The organism is Burkholderia sp. PU8-34 (assembly GCF_053427725.1).
This window is the reverse complement of sequence record NZ_JBSAXC010000002.1, coordinates 764,522-783,439: the sequence shown is the minus strand read 5'-3', so window position 1 is coordinate 783,439 and position 18,918 is coordinate 764,522. Positions and strand designations below refer to the sequence as shown.

The following is an 18,918-nucleotide window of genomic DNA, read 5'->3' as shown; positions in this document are numbered from 1 at the left end:
CACGGCCGTGGAATTCATGGCTGCGCGCTCCGATAGATGAGTTCGAAACGCACGCGCGCGTCGAGGATGTCGCCGCTCACGGCGGGACGTTCGACGTGGATTTCCTGAAGCGCGGCATTCGGCACGTTGTTGAGCACCGACGCAAGGAAATGGCGGATCGCGCCGTACTGGTCCTTGACGGGCAGCAGTACCTGATAGCGGGCGAAGCGCGCGCCCGACACGGTCGTCACCTGATACTCGGCGGATCCGAGCGTCAGATGGCTGTCGCGCGCCTGCGCGAAGATCGATGCGATGTCGTCCGCGCTTTGCGACATGCGCGGGAAAAGGTCGGGCAACGCGTCGAGCGCCACGGCATCCGCCGCCACATCGCGCGCGTCGACCTGACCATGGCGCTGCGCCGCCCGCACGAGCCCGGCGGGATCCCGCATCGCGCGGGTATCGGCTTCGACGCTCGCGATCGCCGCGGCCATGATGGCCGCCGCGCCGATCATCAGCATGCCGGCGAATCCCGGCAGACCGAACGAGCGCTGCAGCTCGAAACGCAGCGTGAGCAGCATGTCGCGCAACCGGTCGGCTTTCATGGCTTCCTCCACACGGCCGTGATCTGGAAACGCACCGGCTTTCCCGGCACGTTGTTCTCGACGAGGTGACCGTTGAGCACCGCTTCGCGCAGCAGCACGCTCGCCTGCAGATACTTCAGGTAGACGATCATCGCGTCGAGATCCTTCGCTTCGGCCGTGATGCGGATCTGGCCCTGTGCCGGGTTCTGGTCGATGCCGATCAGGGCGACGTCATGGTCCGGATAGTCCTCGACGATCGAAAAGAGCGCCTGCCACGGCACGGTCAATTCACTCAGAACCGCCTTGCTCTGTTTTTCCGCCAGCTTGGCGGCCGCCGTCGGCGGTGCCTTCGCGACGTGCCGCTGCGCGAGCGTCCGATGCCGGACGGCGTCGACCGACGCCTGCGCGCGCGCGTTTTCCGCGTACACGTCCCACAGCCGCGCACCGCACGCGAGCAACAGCAGCGCGGCGGCGCAAAGCAGGATCATGCCGCTCGTCCCGGTGCGGGCACGGCGCCGGCAGAAGTCGATATCGAGGGTCCGCATCATGGCGCATACTCCATCAGACGATGCGCGGGCGAGCGGTCGTTCGCGGGCGCCGCCAGTCGTATCGCGGCCGCGAAACGCGCTTCGAACGGTGCCGGGTCCGTGTCGATCCCGGACAGACAGATCCTGCAGTCCTCTCGCCTCAGGCCGACCTGCGTCGCCGAACGCTCGAACAGTTGCTCCGCGAGTTCGGCCAGCCGCATCGCGTTGCCGGAATCGCCCGGGAAGAGCCGCTGCGCATCGTAAGCGGCCCAGCGGCCGTGCTCGATCTTGACCGCCTGCATCAACTCGTCGGCGACGAACAGCAGCAGCGCATCGTCGTTGGCCTTCACCGCAACGCGATTCAGCATTTCCGGAAGACACAGTCTCAAGCTGCGGATGCGGATCTCGCCGGATGCGCCCGCCTCGTGCATGCCGTCATGCAGCGAGCGCGATATCGCGCTCGCAAAGAGCGCACGGCCGCCACGTTGCACGCAGAAGCGCACGACCAGCGCTTCGCTGTCGACGTCGTACGTGTCGGAGAAATGGGCGAGCGCGACTTCCTCGAGCTCGCGCATGCGCAGCGTGCGAAAGTCGCCGCGCAATATCGCGTGGTGGCACCAGAAATCGTCGAGGACGATGTGCGCGGTCCGCTTCGACGGCGTCGCACCGCCCTCTTTCGCCTGCGCGGCATCGGCGCCGGGCGTGCCCGCGAGCGCGGCGCGCAACGCATCGAGCACGCCCGGCTCGGTGCCGAACCGCTCGTCAGGGATCGCGACGCTGATCGGATCGATGGCGGGCAAATGCTTGCGCGCGTGCCATCGTCCGGGCGCACGGATCCCGACGACGATCTCGCGCGCGCCGACGCCGATCGCAACCGGACTATTCGACCATCGTGACACGGTTGATCTCCTCGAGCGTCGTTTCGCCGCACCTGACCAGCTCGATTGCCGCCGAGCGCAGCGTCTTCATCCCGTAGCGCATCGCGGCCGCCTTGATAGCCCCAAGCGGCGCGCGCTCCGACAGCAGTTGCCTCAACTCGTCATTCATGCGCAGGGCCTCCGCGATGGCGCGCCGTCCGCGATAGCCGCTGCCGCGGCACATCGCACAGCCCGCGCCGCGCCGGAACAGATAGCTGCCGGTCGTGTCCGGGTCGATGCCAGAGCGAACGAGCGCATCCGCATCGACCTTGTCCTCGATTGCGCAATCCGGGCAGCACTGACGCAGCAGCCGCTGCGCGACCACGCCGTTGAGCGCCGACACGAAGCTGTACGGATCGACCTCCATGTTCGTGAAGCGGCCGATCACGTCGAACACGTTGTTCGCGTGGACGGTCGTGAACACCTGGTGGCCGGTCAGCGCGGCCTGCACGGCGATCTGCGCGGTCTCCGGATCGCGGATCTCGCCGACCATGATCTTGTCCGGGTCGTGCCGCAGGATCGACCGCAGCCCGCGCGCGAATGTCAGCCCTTTCGCTTCGTTGACCGGAATCTGCAGGATGTCGCCCAGCTGGTATTCGACCGGATCCTCGATCGTCACGATCTTCTCGAGGCCGTTGTTGATTTCCGTGAGAATCGCGTACAGCGTCGTCGTCTTGCCGCTGCCTGTCGGCCCGGTGACGAGCAGCATCCCGTACGGCATCGACGCGATCGAACGCATGAAGCGCGTGTCGCCCGGCTGGAATCCCAACGCCTCGAGCGTCAGGCCGCCCGAGGCCTGGGAAAGCTGGTAGCGGTCGAGGATCCGCAGCACCGCGTCCTCGCCGAACTGGTTCGGCATGATCGACACGCGAAAATCGATCTCGCGCCCGGCGTACATCGCCTTGAAGCGCCCGTCCTGCGGCACGCGGCGCTCCGCGATGTCGAGTTCGGAAATCACCTTCACGCGCGACAGCACCTGGTCCGCGACGTCACGCCCGTCGGCGCGCCCCACCACGGTGAGCACACCGTCGACACGGCACTTGATCGTCAACCCGTTCGCGCGGCATTCGAGGTGGATGTCGCTCGCGAGCATCTTGAGTGCGTCGTAGATCGTCGAATTGAGCAGACGCACCACCGGACTGTCGTCGCTGCTGATGCCCTGCAGCGTCAGCGGAAGCGCCGCCGGATCGGGCGTGCTCTGGACCGGATCGTCGAACGCGAGCGCGTCCATCGCGCGGATGTCCTTCTCGCGGACGGTCAGGTACGCGCTGAGGTCCCCCGCGCACGCAAGCGCCCACGTGTATGGCACCGCCGGCCGCGAGCGCATCCGGTGTTCCGCCCAGCCGCGCGTACGTGCATCGAGCGGATCGGCGATCACGAACAGCAGCGCGCTGCCGTCGTCGGGATCGCGGAAACAGACACACAGGCGCGTCGCCGCCTCGACGAACGGCACCACGTCGAAATCCGGTTCGAGGCGGCTCAGTTCACGCATCCCGATCGGCTTCATCCGGAACTGCGCGGCGAGCTGCGTGCGCATCTCGTCCGCACTGAGCGCCGTTTGCTCCATCAGTACCTCGAGTGCGCGAATGCCCGAACCGTGCCGCTCGCCGAGCGCACGAAGGGTGTCGCGCAGCGCCACGCCCGTGTCAGGGACGTTCTCCGGTGTAGCGATGACGGTGTCCACGCGCTTTCCCCCAAACGGTCTACTGAATGCTCGACGCGATCTCGAAGATCGGCAGATACATCAGCACGACGATTCCGCCGATGACCACGCCGATCACGATCATCATCGCGGGCTCGATCAGTCGCGAGATCAGGTCGATCGTGCGCGACACCTGTGCTTCCTGGAACGCGGCGATCCGGTCGAGCACGGGCCCGAGGCCGCCCGTCTTTTCGGCTACCGTCAGCAGACGGTAGGCAATCGCGTTCGCGAGGCCGGCCTGCTGGAACGCCTCGGAAATCCTCGCGCCGTTGCGGACCTGCTGCAGCGCGCCCGCGAGCGCGGCCTGGTCCGTGTGGCCGACGAGGCCGCGTGCCAGGTCGAACGCGCGGACGGCGGGTATGCCGCCGTCGACCAGCATCGCGGTCGTGCGATAGAACTGCGACTGGCGAAATACGCGGAAGTGTTGCCCGATTCCGGGCAGCGCAAGCAGGCGATCGGCGATCCAGATCCGCAGCGCCGGCCGGCGCAATGCGATGCCGGCTGCGATGGCCAGCACCGCAAGGCCGGCGCCCAGCCCGGCGCCATGCGCGTGCACCATGCTGCCCCACCCCATCAGCAGGCGCGACATCAGCGGCAGTTCGCGTCCGCTATGTTCGAGGAGCGTCGCGAACCGGGGCACGACGAAGCCGAGCAGGAACAGCACGACGGCCGCGCCGACGAACAGCAGGACCGTCGGATAGATCGCGGCGGACACGACGCGGGCGCGCAGCTCATGGAGCGTCGCGCTATTGCGCGAGTAGCGGGTCAGGCTGTTGGCGAGACCGCCGGTCTGCTCGCTCGCCTTCACGCACGCAACCAGCACCGGCGGGAAGATGTGGCTCGCGTGCTCGAGCGCCGCGGACAGCGACTGCCCCTCTTCCAGTTGCCGCAGCAGTTCGCGATACACATGCGCGGACGCTTCGCGTCGTGCGTTGCCGCCGAGCGTGCGCAATGCGTCGACCACGCCCACGCCCGCATCGAGCAGCGCCGCGAGCTCGCGCGCGAACATCTCGACGTTGAACCGCGCGCCGGGCATCCCGAGCCGGTTCGCGCCGCGCCGCTGGCGCCGCGCGTCCGCGCTCACCGATACGACACGAAGGCCGCGCGAGCGGGCGAGCGCGGCCGCACTCGCCGGTGAGTCGCTGTCGAGGCGAAGTGTCTGGACCGAGCCATTCGTATCGAAGACACGCAGCACGAACTTCACGTCGACTCTCCTTGCAGACTTGCTTACGACTGGCGCGGCTGCCTCGCCACGCCCCCTACCACGACGAGATCGTCACGTTCTCGCCGGTGCCGCCGCCGCGCCCGTCCTTGCCGAGCGAATACAGGTCGTAGTCGCCATGCTCGCCCGGCGAACGATACTGATACGGACGATCCCACGGATCCGCGGGAACGGCCTTCTGCAGGTAGGGGCCGCTCCACCGCGGCTCGTTCTGCGGCTTGCTCACGAGCGCATCGAGGCCTTCTTCGGTCGTCGGATAGGAACCGACATCGAGCCGGTATTGATCGAGGGCCTGGCCGAGCGACACGATCTGCGCCCGCGCGACCTTCACATTCGACTTGCCGACCTGCTCGAAATACCGGGGTGCGACAAGGCCCGCCAGCAACCCGATGATGACCATCACGACGAGCAGTTCGAGCAACGTGAAGCCGCGGCTTGCGCGTGCGCGGCAAGCGAGCCGGGCGCAACGCCATGGATGTTCCGGCACGCCGGACCGGATCGAGGACAATTCGTCGCGCACGGCCGCCTCCCTGTATCGACCCACCGCTTCAGCGTCGCTGAAGCCGTTGATTGCATTCTTGTTCAGGGCGATACGGGCCAGAAGTAGGGAGTGCCGTCCATCGACATGGGTAAAGCCCCCCCAGTTGCGCTGTCAGTTTATGGCGGGTTTTCACACCCGGTCGTCGTCGCTCAATGCGAGTACGCCGATGTCGATCGCGAAGTGGACGAGGCCGGTCAGGTTCGTGATGCCGAGCTTGTGCATCAGGTTAGCGCGGTGCTTTTCCACCGTTTTCGGGCTGAGCTGCAGGCACTCGCCGACCTGCCGGCTCGTGTGCCCTTCGATGATGAGACGCAGCACCGTACGCTCGCGGCTGGTCAGCGTGCTCCACAGCCGCGCCTTGTGTGCGTGCTCGTCGTGCATGCCGTGCAGGCCCGCACGGGCCCGGTACGCGTCGAGACTGACCACGCACTTGCCCTGCATCACGAAACGCATCTCGCGGACCAGATCGGCGAACGACGTGTCCTTGACCACGTATCCGTCCGCGCCGGACGCGAACGACTCCCGCACGTTGTCTTCGCTGCGATGGACGGTGAGGACGATGATCCGCGTGTGCGGCGCATTGCGCTTGATCGCGGCGATTGCCTCGAAGCCGCTGCCGCCCGGCATCGACAGATCCATCAGGATCAGATCGGGGAGCGTCAGCGCGGCGAGACGACAGGCCTCGATCCCGCCGCTCGCTTCGCCGACGATGCAGTAGTCGTCCAGTTCGGACACCATGCGGCTCAGGCCGACGCGCAGCAGATGCTGGTCCTCGACGATCAGCACGCGATGCTTCTTTTCCAATTTCGCCACTCCTTGCCGGGCGCGTTGTACCTAGGGCCTGTTCACGCTAATAACGGGCTTGCGAACGTGCCTTAGTTGGACGCGACGACGTCGTGATAGGCGTCGAGCAGCTCCGACGGCGTCGCGAAGCCGTCGATGCGCATCCACGGCTGGCCGGGTGCGGCCCGCAGGAACGTCACCGGCGTGTGATTCATCTTGTCGCCGCGGTAGACGTTGAACGCGCGCTGCGCGGCGATGCTCGCCTCGACCGTGCCGGTGTAGTGCTGCCACTCGGGGCCGGCTTCGAAGTGCGCCGCGTAGGCCTTGAGCCGAGCGGGGGTGTCCTCTTCAGGGTCGATCGAGATCGACACGATGTGCACCTTGTCGCGGTCGGGGCCCAGCTCGCTCTGCAGCCGCTCGAGCGTCTGGCTGATCATCGGGCAGATGGTCGTGCAGGTGGTGTAGACGAACGTCAGGACCACCGGCCGGCCGTCGTTCACTTCATCGACCAGCGACACGGTCTTGCCGTCGTCACGCACGAGCTCGACCGGCGGCAGCGTGTATTCGACCATCGTGTGCGTCGTGCCGGGCATCACGAGGTGATGCATGTGCATGCCGGTGTTGTCGGTCGTACTTACGGTGGTGCTTTCGGCGGCGCTGTCGTGGGAAGCCCCGGTGGCGTGCTCGGCGGCTTTGTCGATGACACCCTCGGTGGGGTTCTGGATGGTGTGCTCGGGGGCTTTGTCGGTGGCGCCCTCGGTGGGGTTCTGCGTGGCGTTCTCGGGGCCTTTGTCGATGGCGCCCTCGGTGGGGTTCTGCATGGTGTGCTCGGGGGCCTTGTCGGTGGCTCCCTCGTCGGGGTTCTGCGTGGCGCTCTCGGGGGCCTTGTCGATGGCGCCCTCGGTGGAGTTCTGCATGGTGTGTTCGGGAGCTTTGTCGATGACGCCCTCGGTGATGTTCGGTGTGGCATTCTCATCGGCGCTTTCGGTCGATTGCGTCATCCCCGGCATCGCATCGTGATGCATGGGCATGGCGGCGGCGTCGGTCGCGTTCCCGGTGGTGCCTTCCGTGGTGCTGTCGGTGGCACTCCCGCCGGAAAGCCCGGCGGCGCTCTCGGTGACGTTCTCCGCGGCTTTGTCGATGACGTTCTCGATGGTGCTCTGCGCGGCGTTCTCGCCGGGGCTCATGGTCGCGTTTTCGGCAGCGGTCCCGGTGGCTTCCTCGCTGGCGCTTTCGATGGCGCTGTCGACCGGTGCGCACCACGCGGCACTCGCGGCGAGCGTGATGCCCGCGACCACGAATGCACCCATCGTCGATTTGGCAATCCTCTTCATGTCGGTCTCCCTGGCGAAAAAAACACGCCGTGATGGCGCCTCTACCTCGCCAGTGCAGTGTCTTGAATTCGGTTGCAAGCGTCATTGGATGACGCCCCCCAAAGGCAGGTAGGGTATGTCCGCTTGCTGGAATACCCGCAGTATGTTGCGGGGGAGACACCCACGCCATGACTCCGCATTCACCCCGATGCGGCGTGCGTCGATCGCGTTCTAGAATGGGGGAAACCTTACGATTTCCTGATAATCGCGCGCAGGGGGCTCCCATGAATGAACGCCAGCCTGGCGGGCCGCAGATAAGGCTGCTCGATCTGATCGACGCGATGCGCAAGCTTCGCGGCACGGTCAGTCGAAGCGATCGCGACGCCGTCGTCACCGATGCGCGCGGCGCGGCGCTTGCCATTCTCACGGCTGACGGAACGTTCGTCTCCGCGAATCACAGCACCGCGACGCTGTTCGGCTATTCGAGCGCCGATCTCGTCGGCAAGCACCTGTACGACATGGCGCCCGACGACGCGCGCGCTGAACTGGCAGGCGAATTGTCGACGAGCGCCGCCCGCCAGTGCCATTCGTTCGGCGCGATGTTCAGCGGCCGAACCGGCAATCCCGCGCAACTCGTGCTGCATCAGCAAGCGCTTCCCGCCACGGAGACGGGCGTCTGCCTGCTGCTGACGCTGTTCGAAGAGCCGCTGGCTTTCGAACTCGGGCCGCGCGACGCAGCCGACGCGCTCGATGCGAGCGCACGCATGCGTCAGGCCTGTCTGCTGATGGGGCAACAAAAGGAGCGCCATCGGCTTGCGGCGGAACTGCACGATGGTCTCGGCCAGGCGTTGACGCTGATCAAGCTGATGAACGAGGACGCACTGATGCGCCTTCGTCGCGGCGAGATCGGCGAGGCGGCGAATCTGCTCGACGCAACCGTTCTCCGGATCCGCGAGACGATTGGCGAAGTGCGGCAGATATGCGGCGAATTGAGGCCGCCGATGCTCGACAAGCTCGGACTGCCCGCGGCATTGGCGTCGCTGTGCCGGCGCATCGAGCGCGACACGGAAACGCTGTCGATCGAGTTCAATTGCGACGTCGACGACGACGACGTGCCTGAGCATCTGAAGGCCGACATGTTCAGGGTCGCGCAAGAAGCGCTCAACAACATCGTCAAGCACGCGCAGGCCACCGAGATCCTGCTCGGCTTGCGACACGACGCGGGCCGCGTGCTGCTGACGATCCAGGACAACGGCATCGGCTACGAAACCCGCCCGCTGACGACAGGAGACGCGCACACGACGGGGCTCGGCCTGATCGGGATGCAGCACCGCGTCGAGTCGCACGGCGGCACGTTTTCGATCCGGTCGTCGGCGGCCACCGGGACGCTCGTCTCGGCGGCCTGGGCGCTCTGACGCGTGCGATCGCGCTCAGCCCTTCGCCTCGCCGAGCGGATAGTCGTCCAGCCGCGCATGCGCGCCGGCGTCTCCCGCGTGTCCGCCGTCGTCGATCGGGTGCGTGTGCGCGTCGTCCGAATTCGGCTCCGCGCACTTCGCCGCAAGCGTCGTCAGCAGGCCCATGTTCATCGCGACGAGCACCAGCTCCGTCAGGTTCGCGATGTGGAGCTTGTGCATCATGCTCGCGCGATACTTTTCGATCGTCTTCGGACTCAGATTCAGGTATTGGCCGACCTGCCTGTTGGTGCGCCCTTCGGCAATCAGCTTCAGCACGCTGCGCTCGCGCGCGGTCAGGACGTCCCAGGCCTTTCTCGGTGCAGGCATTTCCCGGCCGCTCACGAACGAGTCGACCATGTACCCGTATACGTCCGCGCTCAGATGCTTCTTGCCCAGCATGACCGTTCGCATCGCAAGCAGCAGCTCGTCGAACGAAACGTCCTTGAGCACGTAACCATCGACGCCCGCACGCAGCGCCTCCCGCACGTACTCCTCGCTCTGGTGAACCGTGAGCGCGACGATCCGCACGTTCGGCGATCGTCGTTTGATCGTTGCGCTTGCATCGATGCCGTTCATCCCGCGCATCGACAGATCCATGAGGATCAGATCGGGGGCGAGCGACATCGCCTGCTGACACGCCTCCTTGCCATCCCGGGCTTCGCCGACGACCTCGTAGTCGCCTTGTGCGCAAAGCATCGAGCGCAAGCCATTTCTCAGAAGATCATGGTCCTCTGCAATAACCACGCGACATTTGGTATTCACGACTTCCACTCCCGGTTGTCACCCCCCGGTGACTGTGCAGCGTTCAGCGCCGACACGCTTTTGCGCAGTTCCGGAAACTCTCGCCGGGTGTTTTCCCGGCTCAATTTAATAAGTGAAATTTCCGACAACCGACTGCTATATGGCCGCCTTCCGCAAGCTTCGTGCCATTTCTCGGCCGCGCATAAGCAGCGCGGACCGAGCTTCGGCGTGTCAATCGTGATACAACGCGACCTGTGCGAAATGTTTCAGATTTGAATCGGCACGACATTTTCCGGTGCGTCAGTGCGAATACGGATGGCGGGAAAATCTCTCTTCTTTCACGATCGCTGACAACGATCTGGTCGAGACGATGTCGGAATTGGAAAAATCCAACGATCCACCGTAAGGTTTGTCATTTTTCTCTGATCGCCGACAATTACCAATCATTACCGGCGTAACAATCTTGCACTGTCGTTTTCGGCGGCCGCTTCGGAATTCAAGTGTAGGGAGGTGCCCCATTGGCGATTCGATTTTTCATCGCCCACAATCCAGGTGCAGGAGACCTGGAAGATGCACCGCGGCATTTCATTCCGATCGGGAAGCGCAATCGTTGCCATATGCGTGTGGCTCGGCTCGACATGGCCTTGCATTGCCGACGCGCAGATATTCGGCACGGTCATGAGCAATGGCGCAATCGTTTTAACGAACGAACCCGGTAAAGCCGGCATGAAAACGATTGTCGCAGGCGACCCGCCCGCCGAGACCGGTGCCAGGCATGCGCCTTCGAAGCTGGCCGGCGGCGCCGGCGCCGTGCTGTCCTCGTTCGCGGACGTGATCGAGGAAGCGAGCCGCGCATTTCACGTTCAGCCCGAACTCCTTCGCGCGGTGATCGACGTCGAATCGGGATACAACCCGAGGGCGGTGTCGGACAAAGGCGCGCTCGGCCTCATGCAGTTGATGCCCGACACCGCGCGGCGTTTTTCGAGCGGAGACATGTTCAATCCACGCGACAACGTGCTGGCCGGCGCGCGTTATCTACGCTTCCTTCTGGACCTGTTCAAGGAGAACGTCGAGCTCGCGTTGGCCGCATACAATGCCGGGGAAAACGCGGTGATTCGCGCCGGCTATCGCATTCCGTCATTGCCGCAGACGCGCCTGTACGTCCCGCGCGTGCTCGCGCGCTACAAGCAGTTCCTCGCTGCAAGTTGACGATTCGACGGTTCGATGATTCGCGCAGTCCGCGCAGCGTGCCGCAGCGGATGTCGCGCACAGGAACGCGTTGTCGAACGTCACGAGCGAGGGACGTTCGACAACGCGTGTCAGTCGGCTCTCGCCGACTGATGGCTCAAGGAAACGCGGGAACGGCCGGGTCCTCTCCTTCGAGATGCGCTTCCGCATGATGCTGCGTGATCAGGTGCTCGATCTCATGGACGCGGTCCTTCGGGATATCGATCATCATCAGCAGTTCGCCGCGCTCGATCCCTTCCTCGAAACGCTTCAAGCGTGTGTTCGGCACGTCGATGCCGATCATCGACGCCGCCCACGCACCGAAGCCGGCGCCGGACAGCGTGATCGTCACGACGGCGCCGCCGGCGATCGGCAGGCCCGCAGGCGGAAACGCCAGCGCAACCAGTGCCACCAGCATCCCGGTCGCACAACCGACCGCCGTGCCCCGGGCGAGCGAGGGCAGCAGGTCGCTGCGTTGCGTCAGCGAGGCCTCCGGCAAGCCGTCGAGCACGATGTTGTGGTTCGCAATGACGTGGATATGCCGCCATTCGACTCGGTGCACCAGAAGCTCGGTCACGATCGACTGCGCGCATTGCGGCGTCGGCAACAGAAAATAGACGCGTCTCATGGCTCCCCCTCCTCCTCCCTTGCGTCAGGAATGCATGGATGTTCCTGCTGACATTCTTGTCCGGCGCACGACCCGTTTGAAGTGGGAACACTCGCCGAAATGCATGGGGGGAAAGCAGTAGGTGCCGTCTTGCTCGCGCATGTGTCAAAGCCGCCCGTAGCTGTGCAGTCCGGACAGGAACAGGTTGACGCCGAGGAACGCGAACGTCGTGACGACGAGCCCGGTGAGCGCCCACCACGCCGCGAACGTGCTGCGCAGGCCTTTCATCGGCCGCATGTGCAGCCACGACGCGTAGTTCAGCCACACGATCAGCGCCCAGGTTTCCTTCGGGTCCCAGCTCCAGTAGCCGCCCCACGCCTCGGCCGCCCACAGCGCGCCGAGGATCGTCGCGATCGTGAAGAACGCGAAACCGACCGCGATCGACTTGTACATCACGTCGTCGAGCACGTCGAGCGTCGGCAAACGATCGGCGAGCACGCCGCGCTCCTTCATCAGGTACGCGACCGACACCATCGCCGACAGTGCGAAGCTGCCGTAGCCGATGAAGTTCGCAGGCACGTGGATCTTCATCCACCAGCTCTGCAGCGCCGGCACGAGCGGCTGGATTTGCTGCGCGTCGCGGGCGATCGAATACCACATCAGGAAGCCGACCGCCGCGCTGATGACCAGCAACACGAACGCGCCGAGCGCGCGCGTGCCGTAATGGCCTTCGTAGTACAGGTAGAGCAGCGCGGTGATCAGGCTGAACAGCACGAACACTTCGTAGAGGTTCGAGATCGGAATGTGGCCGACGTCGGCGCCGATCAGGTACGACTCGTACCAGCGCACCATCATCCCCGTGAAGCCCAGCAGCACGGCGACCCACGTGAGCTTCTGCCCGATTGCGCCACCTGTCTCCGAGCGGGTCAGCGTGCCGATCCAGTAGAAGATCGTCGCGAGCACGAACAGCGCGCTCATCCACAGGATTGCCGACTGGCTCGACAGGAAGTACTTGAGGAAGAACGCCGATTCCGCGCGCGCGAGGTCGCCCTGGTAGATCTGGATCGACAGCAGCGACAGCACCGCGATCGACGCCATCAGCAGCCGGGCCGGATTCCAGCGCCAGCCGAGCGTGACGAGCGCCGGGACGGTGCAGATCAGCACCGCCTTGTCGTAGTAATCCATGTGCGCGTTGTAATGCACCAACGCATAGCCCGCGCCAAGCACCAGCTCCAGCGCGAACAGCAGGTTGACCGGAGGCAGGTATGCGATCGGTTGAAGCGCGTCGTCCGACGCAGATGGTCGAACGGGGCCCGACACGGCTCGACGCTGATGCGCCGGTTTCGCAACACACGCGACGCCTCGACGAGAGGCTTGAATCAGTTTCATGGTCGTCACCTCGATCGAACCGCGTGCTTCAGGAAAAAAAAGCGGTGCCCCGCCCCGGGGGAGACGGGACACCGAAATAATCACCGTCAGCGTCGGTTTGCCCGTACGGCCTGCCTCGCATGCCGCAGGCGACGCTGGTCCGGTGCCATGTGCTCATTGATCGGCCTGCGGACTAGCCGAGACCTCTGCCTCTTGTGGAAATGCCTCGACATAGGCTGCGACGGCACGCATGTCCTGCTCCGACATGTTCGCGCACACGCCCTTCATGATCGCGCCGCGCGGCCGTGTGTCGGTTTCGCGGAAGACCTTGAGCTGCTTCATCACGTAGTCCGCATGCTGCCCCGCGAGACGCGGAAACCGCTCGACCCCCTCCCCATGCTGGCCGTGACACGCGATGCATGCCGCAACGCCCTTGTCGGGCAGGCCCGACACGAAAATCTGCCTGCCCTCGTTGACGAGCGCGGCATCGCCGACTTCACCGAGGACCGCAGGCTGACTCGAAAAATACGTTGCGAGGTCGTCGATCTGCGCGTCGGTCAGATGCGTGAAGCCCCACATGAACCGCTTCGCATTCGGATCGGTTCGCGCATGGTTCTTGAAGTCAGTCAGCTGATCGACGAGGTATTCCTTGCGTTGTCCGGCGAGCTTCGGAAACATCGGCGATACCGACACACCGGTCGCGCCGTGGCAGTTCGAGCACACCTGCAGCGCGATGGTCTTGCCCGACACGGCCGGGTTGTCGATCTGCCGCGACCGCTCCAGGTCATGACAGGCCGACCCGGCCAGCAGCATCGCAAGCGAAACGATTTGAGCCACCTTGTTCATGTCAGGAACCTCCTTGGCGCAATCTTTGCCGCCCTCTGAATCGATTCCGTTCGGCGGCGGTGCGCATCTGCATCGACACGCGATGCGAGATGCGCGCCGCCCGCTCGTTACGCATGCTCCAGTCGGGCGCGCGAACGGGAAACGCCGGACGCGATGTCAGAACGAAGCGACCCATAGGTACAGGAACAGCGTGTCGTTGTCTCGCGCGTTGCGTCCCATTCCGTCGTAGTTGGTCGTCGCGCCGAGGAACTTGGTGAAGTGCGTGTATTGCAGGCCGACACGGACGTACTGAACCGGTATCCAGAATATTTCCGGCGTCCAGCCCTGCGTGTTCGGATGGAAATTCGCGCTGGCGGAATACAGCGTGCTGTCCGGCGTGCCTGTCGTGTTGAAGAACGAAAGGCTCACGCCGTATTTGGCCTGGTAGATGTACGACGCCTTGAGCCGCAGGGAATTGAGATTCGCCGCGGTGTTGTCGCTCAGCACGAAGTTGTTCGGGTCATGGATGTTCTCGCGCACGTAGCGCGCCTGCGCGGTGACCGTGTGCGGTTCCAGCAGGTACTGGTACTGCGCGTCGAAACCGTAGTCGCGATAGCGTGTCGCGCCCGTGCCGAAGATCGGGAAGTTGTTCGGGTCGTTCGGATAGACGTTGACGCTGAAGCCGAACGCACCAACCATCAGGCTGTGAGGCCCCCAGTCGTGCGTCAGCGCGATGCGCGCATAAGGGTTGTAGCCGCGCAGATAGACCTGCGGGTGGTCCGGGTTCCCCTCTTTGTTCCCGTGACTCAGGAACGACCAGATGCCGTCGGCCGTGCTGTATGCGGTCATCTCGGCGTAGAACGTCTTGTTCCAGTACAGGTATGCACCCGTGCCGACGACCTGCATCGAGAGGCTCCCTTCGATCACCGGCAGGTTCGGGATCTTGGCAACCGGGCTGATCGTCGACGAAATATATGGGTAGCCCCATGCGGGCGCCGTGTTGAAGACGTCCTGCACCGTCGGGTTGTTGTGCAATGTCACGCCGAGGATCAGGTCGTTCGCGGAGGATATGATCCGGTCGACGAAGCGGAAGTCGGTATTGTCCGATGACCAGTGGCCTTTCCATTTGCCGCTGCTGGGGTCCTGGTGGTCGTAGTTCGTATAGGTGAACTGCGCGAAGCCGCCGATCTTGTCGGTGATCTTCCCGGCGAGAAAGACGCTCGCGAAGTCGAACATCGGCAGGCCATCCTTGGTATTGATGGGGTTGCCGGTGGCGTCGCTGTTGAATCTCGTCTTGCTCAGATCGCCAATCGCCATCGCTGCGAGCGGAAATGTGCGCTCGCCGATCGTATAGCCGTTCAGCTTGAACATGCGCCCATACGGCGTGAGTTCCGGGAATTGTCCGCCGGCATGGCATGCGACACAGCTTTGTCCGGTCTGGCGCGCGAAGATCGGCAGCGCCTGTACGGCCGAAACCTGCAGCAACGCCAGCGTCGCGAGCACGAGCGTCAACCCGCGACGAAGCCAGTGATGACGTGTGCCATGGCCGACCACGATCGGTGTCATGACTGTTTCCCCCTGCACCTTATTCCGCCCCTACCCGACGCGACATCCGAACGTCGCGCGATGCCTTCATTGTGCGAACCGCCAGTGAAAACCGGCATGGGGCGATCCCCTCTTATCCCGCTCTGATCCCTCCTCCATCTCGACGCGTACAGTTGCTTAGGGGACGAGCCAGCCCCCATCGGCGACGAGTTTCGATCGATCCGGCCCGGCGAACCGCACGATATAGCCGCCCTTCGACGCGACGTGCTGCCCGGGGGCGAGCGTCAGGCGCGGATAGTAGCCGGTCAGGATGCGGCGTTCGAGCATGTCCTGGATGCGTTCGACGAGGTACTCGCGCACGAACACGTCGACCACGTGGCTGAGCGTTTCGGCGAGCAGGCCGCACGCGAGATACGTGTCCGCCTGCACCTGCGGCGCAACCATCGGAATCTGCCGGATCGTGAACCAGCCGAACGCATAGTCGACGCGCACGCGCCGCCCTTCCGGCAGGTCGAACGGATACGCGATGCGCGTGACGTCGCGCCAGCTCGCGGGCAAAGGCGTGTTGTCGAGCCCGCCCAGCAGCCCGGACATGAAGACCGTGTCCGACCCGGGCGGCACATGGCCGAGCGCCGCGATGTCGGGCGGCCGCAGCCACAGCACGAGCACATCGTCGCGCGGCATCCGATGCAATGCGTGTGCGACGCTGTCGCCCGGCGCGAGCGCATGATTCGACACCGCGATGCCGCGCCCTTTCAGCGCGGCGGCTAGCGCCTGTGCACCCCGCTCGCCGTTGTCGCCCGTGCGATAGACCTGCCAGACCGTCTTCACCGCTTTCGACGCAGGCCTCGCACCGGCTTCATCCAGAATGCGCTTCGTGATCAGATCCGCCTCGAGCAGCACGCCCCTCGAGAAGTACACGGAATAGAAATCGTGATCCGTTTCGACCGGCACCTCGACGTTCGGGAAGAGGCAAGGCACGGCCTCCTCCTCGCAGAAGTCGTGGACGGGCGCCCAGTTCCTGCCGCCCAGTCCCGACACGACGGCCAGTACGGGCTGCCGCGCGAGATCCTCTCTCAGTTGCTCACGCCACGTGTCGGGGGGGCCCTTGAGCTCCCATACATGCAGTTCCCAGTGGCGATTGACCATGAACATCATCTTTCGCGTCGAGCGCAGCGCCGGCGTCGCGCCGATCGGAAACGCGTTCTTGTCCGCGAAGTAGTGCTGCAGCACGTCGAGCATGCCTGCCCGCTTCACGGGGTCTGCATCGGGCGTGACGATCGTCGCGAAATGCAGCACCGTGTCTGTCACGCCCGGCAGCTTGCGTTGATCGAGGCGCTTCAGATAGCCGGTCAACGCGGCCATGTCGGCGTCGCTGAGCGCGTAGTGCGGCATCAGTCTGCTGAGCGGTTTGCCTTCCGAATCGATCCCTTCGCGCACGGCTCTCGCGAGCAATGCCTCGGTGTACGGTTCACGATCGGTGCGCATGCTGGGAACGTAGGGGATGTCGAGATCCTCTGCCGATCGCGCACGAGGATGGACCAGGTAGCGCCACGTGATCGGCGGGATCGTGTTGTTGCCTTCCTTCGTGCCCAGGCCGCTGTGCTGATGGCAATTGATGCACGCGGCCGCAGCGCCTTGCAGGCGCACGCCGTCCTCATGCACCGCGACGAGCGGTTCGCCCGAACCCAGGATGCCGCGCTGGAAGATCGCTTTTCCCGCGTCTGCCAATGCGACGGGCACTGCTGCCTCGCCGCAGGCCGCCTCGCCCGCGGGCACGCTCAGCGCCGCCAGCAGGAGGCACCGCACGAGCATGCGCGGCGCGAACGGGCGCGCGCCCACGAGGGCGCGCAGTCGCCCCAGAATGGCGTTCATGGCCGTGGCGTCGGTCGGCCGCCGGTGCCAGGCTGCGCCGGCGACACGTTCGCATCGATCGACACCGGACGGCGCTGCCCCGGCGATGCGGGCCTGCCGAAGATCGCATCGTCGAGCGGCGGGTTCAGCGACACCTTGTCGATGAACAGCGTGTCCTTGGTCGGCGACGCCGCCGTCCCGCTTTCGATTTTCAGCGGTATCTGCAACCCGTCGATGCTCTTGTAGTTGCTGTAATTCACCTCGACGGTGATCAGGCCGCGCGGGCTGCGCACCTGGCGGTCGGCCTTCACGTCCAGAAACGTCTTGCCGTCGACCCACACATGGCGGACCGCACCGGAAGGCAGCTTCACCGCAAGTCGGTACGCATCGTGCCCGCCCAGCTGATCGACACCGTCCAGCGTCACGCCGACGCCCTTCGCGTCATGGTCGATCAGCAACCCGTCGATCACTTGCTCGTCGCGCGCGGACGTCAGCTCGTCCACCGTATACGGCCGCACGTTCGCGTTGCCGCCACTGCTCGCGCCCAGCTTCCAGCCTGCGTGGCCGTCGAATACGCGCACGGCCTTCTGGTTGAGCACGGTGATCTCGAAACGCGTCTTGTTCGGACGTTTCATCGCGAGAATGAACGGCATGTCCCGCACGGGCGCGTTCACGCTGTCCACGTGGCCGGACCAGACCATCGTCTGGATCTTGCGCCATGCGTCGAGCCCGCCTCTCGCCGCGATATTCTTCTCGACGATCTGGTCCGCACTCAGACTCTGCCCCGGTAATTGCTCGCAGGCACACAAGGCCGCCATCACGCAGCCGGCGAGCATCCACGATCCGATTCGTCTCATGGTCTTCGCCCTCCCCCGGTTGTCCGGCTAGTGGCTCGTCACCTTGGCGATGCTGAGGGGCGGCTTGCCGAACATCGCATCGTCGGCCGTCTCGTTCACCGCGACATGCTCGATCGTGATCTTGCGCGTCTGCTTGACGCCATTGACGACGGTCTCGAGCGTGTGCGGCACGACGAGACCGTTGTCCTTCTTGTAGTCGCGATAGAAAATGGCGACGCTGTGCGGCTTGCCGTCGAGCACGCGCGGCTCGCCTTCGATCTTCAGTTCGAGATAGCTCGCCGCATCGACCCACAGGCGGCGCTCGGCGCCGTCCTTCGTCGTCAGCTTCAGCACGTATGCGCGGTGTCCCTCCACCTGTTCCGTGCCGAGCGCCTGGATCGTCGTGCCCTTGTTCGCGTAATCGATCAGCGGGCCGTCGAGCTCGGCCGATTCCGCGGCGGACTTGAGCTGCGCCGGCGTATACGGCACGACTTCGTTGCGTCCGAGGTACGGCCTGACGGTCCAGCCTTGCGCGCCGTCGAACACCTGCAGCGCCGTCTGCCGCTCGAACACGATCTCGAGCCGGCTCTTGTGCGGACGCTTCAACGTCATCGTGAACGGCAGCTTCGTATTCTTCGTGCCGCCCGCATCGAGCTGCCCTGTCATCTTCATCGTCGACACGGCGCGCCACGCCTGCAGCCCGCCGCGGGCCGCGACATTGCGCTCGACGATCTGCGCCGCGCTCAGGTGCGATGCCGATGGCGCCTGGGCATTCCCCGCTGCCGAAGCCGCGAATGCGGCCTGGCCGAAAGTCAGAAAGCCGGCGGCACAGGCCGCCGTAATCGACTTGAAAAGAAACCGGTTCATGACTTTTCTCCTCGCATGCAGGCCGCCGG

Annotated in this window: 18 protein-coding genes; 2 read left to right on the top strand and 16 right to left on the bottom strand. The window is 64.8% G+C overall.

The features are described from left to right. Positions 1-14: 14 nt before the first annotated feature. The 8 genes from ACV22Z_RS08230 to ACV22Z_RS08195 all read right to left on the bottom strand — a co-directional run bounded on the left by ACV22Z_RS08230 (position 15) and on the right by ACV22Z_RS08195 (position 6,977). Entirely contained in the window at positions 15-581 is a 567-nt protein-coding gene (locus tag ACV22Z_RS08230; protein ID WP_448075807.1) for a hypothetical protein, read from the bottom strand. After that, entirely contained in the window at positions 578-1,108 is a 531-nt protein-coding gene (locus ACV22Z_RS08225) for a hypothetical protein (RefSeq protein WP_448075806.1), read from the bottom strand. The genes ACV22Z_RS08230 and ACV22Z_RS08225 overlap by 4 nt, the downstream gene beginning before the upstream one ends. Beyond that, positions 1,105-1,986, bottom strand: coding sequence for a hypothetical protein (locus ACV22Z_RS08220; RefSeq protein WP_448075805.1), 882 nt, complete (start codon positions 1,984-1,986; stop codon positions 1,105-1,107). Before ACV22Z_RS08220 ends, ACV22Z_RS08225 begins: the two co-directional genes overlap by 4 nt. Then, positions 1,967-3,688, bottom strand: a complete 1,722-nt coding sequence (locus tag ACV22Z_RS08215) for a GspE/PulE family protein (protein WP_448075804.1) — start codon at positions 3,686-3,688, stop codon at positions 1,967-1,969. The genes ACV22Z_RS08220 and ACV22Z_RS08215 overlap by 20 nt, the downstream gene beginning before the upstream one ends. Before the next feature lie 19 nt (positions 3,689-3,707). Then, entirely contained in the window at positions 3,708-4,910 is a 1,203-nt protein-coding gene (locus tag ACV22Z_RS08210) for a type II secretion system F family protein (RefSeq protein ID WP_448075803.1), read from the bottom strand. Between the two features lie 55 nt (positions 4,911-4,965). Then, on the bottom strand, positions 4,966-5,415 hold the full coding sequence (gene gspG / locus ACV22Z_RS08205) for a type II secretion system major pseudopilin GspG (protein ID WP_448075841.1): 450 nt from the start codon (positions 5,413-5,415) through the stop codon (positions 4,966-4,968). A gap of 183 nt (positions 5,416-5,598) precedes the next feature. Then, positions 5,599-6,282, bottom strand: coding sequence for a response regulator (locus ACV22Z_RS08200; RefSeq protein WP_448075802.1), 684 nt, complete (start codon positions 6,280-6,282; stop codon positions 5,599-5,601). 62 nt (positions 6,283-6,344) lie between these two features. Further along, positions 6,345-6,977 carry an SCO family protein gene (locus ACV22Z_RS08195; RefSeq protein ID WP_448075840.1) on the bottom strand — a complete coding sequence of 211 codons (633 nt, stop codon included), beginning with the start codon at positions 6,975-6,977 and terminating at the stop codon, positions 6,345-6,347. A gap of 872 nt (positions 6,978-7,849) precedes the next feature. Here ACV22Z_RS08195 and ACV22Z_RS08190 point away from each other — a divergent pair. Further along, the gene (locus tag ACV22Z_RS08190; RefSeq protein WP_448075839.1) at positions 7,850-8,980 is read left to right on the top strand and encodes an ATP-binding protein; all 1,131 of its coding nucleotides are present in this window, start codon (positions 7,850-7,852) and stop codon (positions 8,978-8,980) included. A 15-nt stretch (positions 8,981-8,995) separates the two neighbouring features. Here the strand turns inward: ACV22Z_RS08190 and ACV22Z_RS08185 are convergent, their stop codons facing one another. After that, positions 8,996-9,781 carry a response regulator gene (locus ACV22Z_RS08185; RefSeq protein ID WP_448075801.1) on the bottom strand — a complete coding sequence of 262 codons (786 nt, stop codon included), beginning with the start codon at positions 9,779-9,781 and terminating at the stop codon, positions 8,996-8,998. Between the two features lie 549 nt (positions 9,782-10,330). On the opposite strand from ACV22Z_RS08185, the gene ACV22Z_RS08180 reads away from it, so the two are divergent. Then, complete coding sequence (locus ACV22Z_RS08180) at positions 10,331-10,969, top strand: lytic transglycosylase domain-containing protein (protein WP_448075800.1); 639 nt, start codon at positions 10,331-10,333, stop codon at positions 10,967-10,969. A 136-nt stretch (positions 10,970-11,105) separates the two neighbouring features. Here ACV22Z_RS08180 and ACV22Z_RS08175 read toward each other — a convergent pair whose 3' ends face one another. The 7 genes from ACV22Z_RS08175 to ACV22Z_RS08145 form a co-directional block, all read right to left on the bottom strand. Further along, a complete protein-coding gene (locus tag ACV22Z_RS08175; RefSeq protein WP_448075799.1) occupies positions 11,106-11,615 on the bottom strand; it encodes a DUF1269 domain-containing protein in 510 nt (169 codons plus the stop codon). Between the two features lie 144 nt (positions 11,616-11,759). Further along, positions 11,760-12,983 carry a c-type cytochrome biogenesis protein CcsB gene (ccsB, locus tag ACV22Z_RS08170; protein WP_448075798.1) on the bottom strand — a complete coding sequence of 408 codons (1,224 nt, stop codon included), beginning with the start codon at positions 12,981-12,983 and terminating at the stop codon, positions 11,760-11,762. Positions 12,984-13,136: 153 nt separating this feature from the next. Continuing rightward, entirely contained in the window at positions 13,137-13,808 is a 672-nt protein-coding gene (locus ACV22Z_RS08165; protein ID WP_448075797.1) for a c-type cytochrome, read from the bottom strand. A gap of 156 nt (positions 13,809-13,964) precedes the next feature. Then, positions 13,965-15,353: a cytochrome C gene (locus tag ACV22Z_RS08160; protein WP_448075796.1), complete on the bottom strand. Its 1,389-nt coding sequence runs from the start codon at positions 15,351-15,353 to the stop codon at positions 13,965-13,967. Positions 15,354-15,509: 156 nt separating this feature from the next. Further along, positions 15,510-17,207 (bottom strand): cytochrome C, encoded by a 1,698-nt coding sequence (locus ACV22Z_RS08155; protein WP_448075795.1) that lies wholly within the window; start codon positions 17,205-17,207, stop codon positions 15,510-15,512. Continuing rightward, the gene (locus tag ACV22Z_RS08150) at positions 17,204-18,043 is read right to left on the bottom strand and encodes a hypothetical protein (RefSeq protein ID WP_448075794.1); all 840 of its coding nucleotides are present in this window, start codon (positions 18,041-18,043) and stop codon (positions 17,204-17,206) included. Before ACV22Z_RS08150 ends, ACV22Z_RS08155 begins: the two co-directional genes overlap by 4 nt. A 27-nt stretch (positions 18,044-18,070) precedes the next feature. Then, entirely contained in the window at positions 18,071-18,889 is an 819-nt protein-coding gene (locus ACV22Z_RS08145; protein WP_448075793.1) for an outer membrane lipoprotein-sorting protein, read from the bottom strand. Positions 18,890-18,918 lie beyond the last annotated feature (29 nt).

Excerpts from the sequence above, each read along its gene's own strand:
- ACV22Z_RS08230 (WP_448075807.1), bottom strand. The coding sequence starts at position 581 with ATGAAAGCCGACCGGTTGCGCGACATGCTGCTCACGCTGCGTTTCGAG.
- ACV22Z_RS08155 (WP_448075795.1), bottom strand. The coding sequence starts at position 17,207 with ATGAACGCCATTCTGGGGCGACTGCGCGCCCTCGTGGGCGCGCGCCCG.
- ACV22Z_RS08175 (WP_448075799.1), bottom strand. The coding sequence starts at position 11,615 with ATGAGACGCGTCTATTTTCTGTTGCCGACGCCGCAATGCGCGCAGTCG.
- ACV22Z_RS08165 (WP_448075797.1), bottom strand. The coding sequence starts at position 13,808 with ATGAACAAGGTGGCTCAAATCGTTTCGCTTGCGATGCTGCTGGCCGGG.
- ccsB (WP_448075798.1), bottom strand. The coding sequence starts at position 12,983 with ATGAAACTGATTCAAGCCTCTCGTCGAGGCGTCGCGTGTGTTGCGAAA.
- ACV22Z_RS08190 (WP_448075839.1), top strand. The coding sequence starts at position 7,850 with ATGAATGAACGCCAGCCTGGCGGGCCGCAGATAAGGCTGCTCGATCTG.
- ACV22Z_RS08150 (WP_448075794.1), bottom strand. The coding sequence starts at position 18,043 with ATGAGACGAATCGGATCGTGGATGCTCGCCGGCTGCGTGATGGCGGCC.
- ACV22Z_RS08180 (WP_448075800.1), top strand. The coding sequence starts at position 10,331 with ATGCACCGCGGCATTTCATTCCGATCGGGAAGCGCAATCGTTGCCATA.
- ACV22Z_RS08145 (WP_448075793.1), bottom strand. The coding sequence starts at position 18,889 with ATGAACCGGTTTCTTTTCAAGTCGATTACGGCGGCCTGTGCCGCCGGC.
- ACV22Z_RS08225 (WP_448075806.1), bottom strand. The coding sequence starts at position 1,108 with ATGATGCGGACCCTCGATATCGACTTCTGCCGGCGCCGTGCCCGCACC.
- ACV22Z_RS08160 (WP_448075796.1), bottom strand. The coding sequence starts at position 15,353 with ATGACACCGATCGTGGTCGGCCATGGCACACGTCATCACTGGCTTCGT.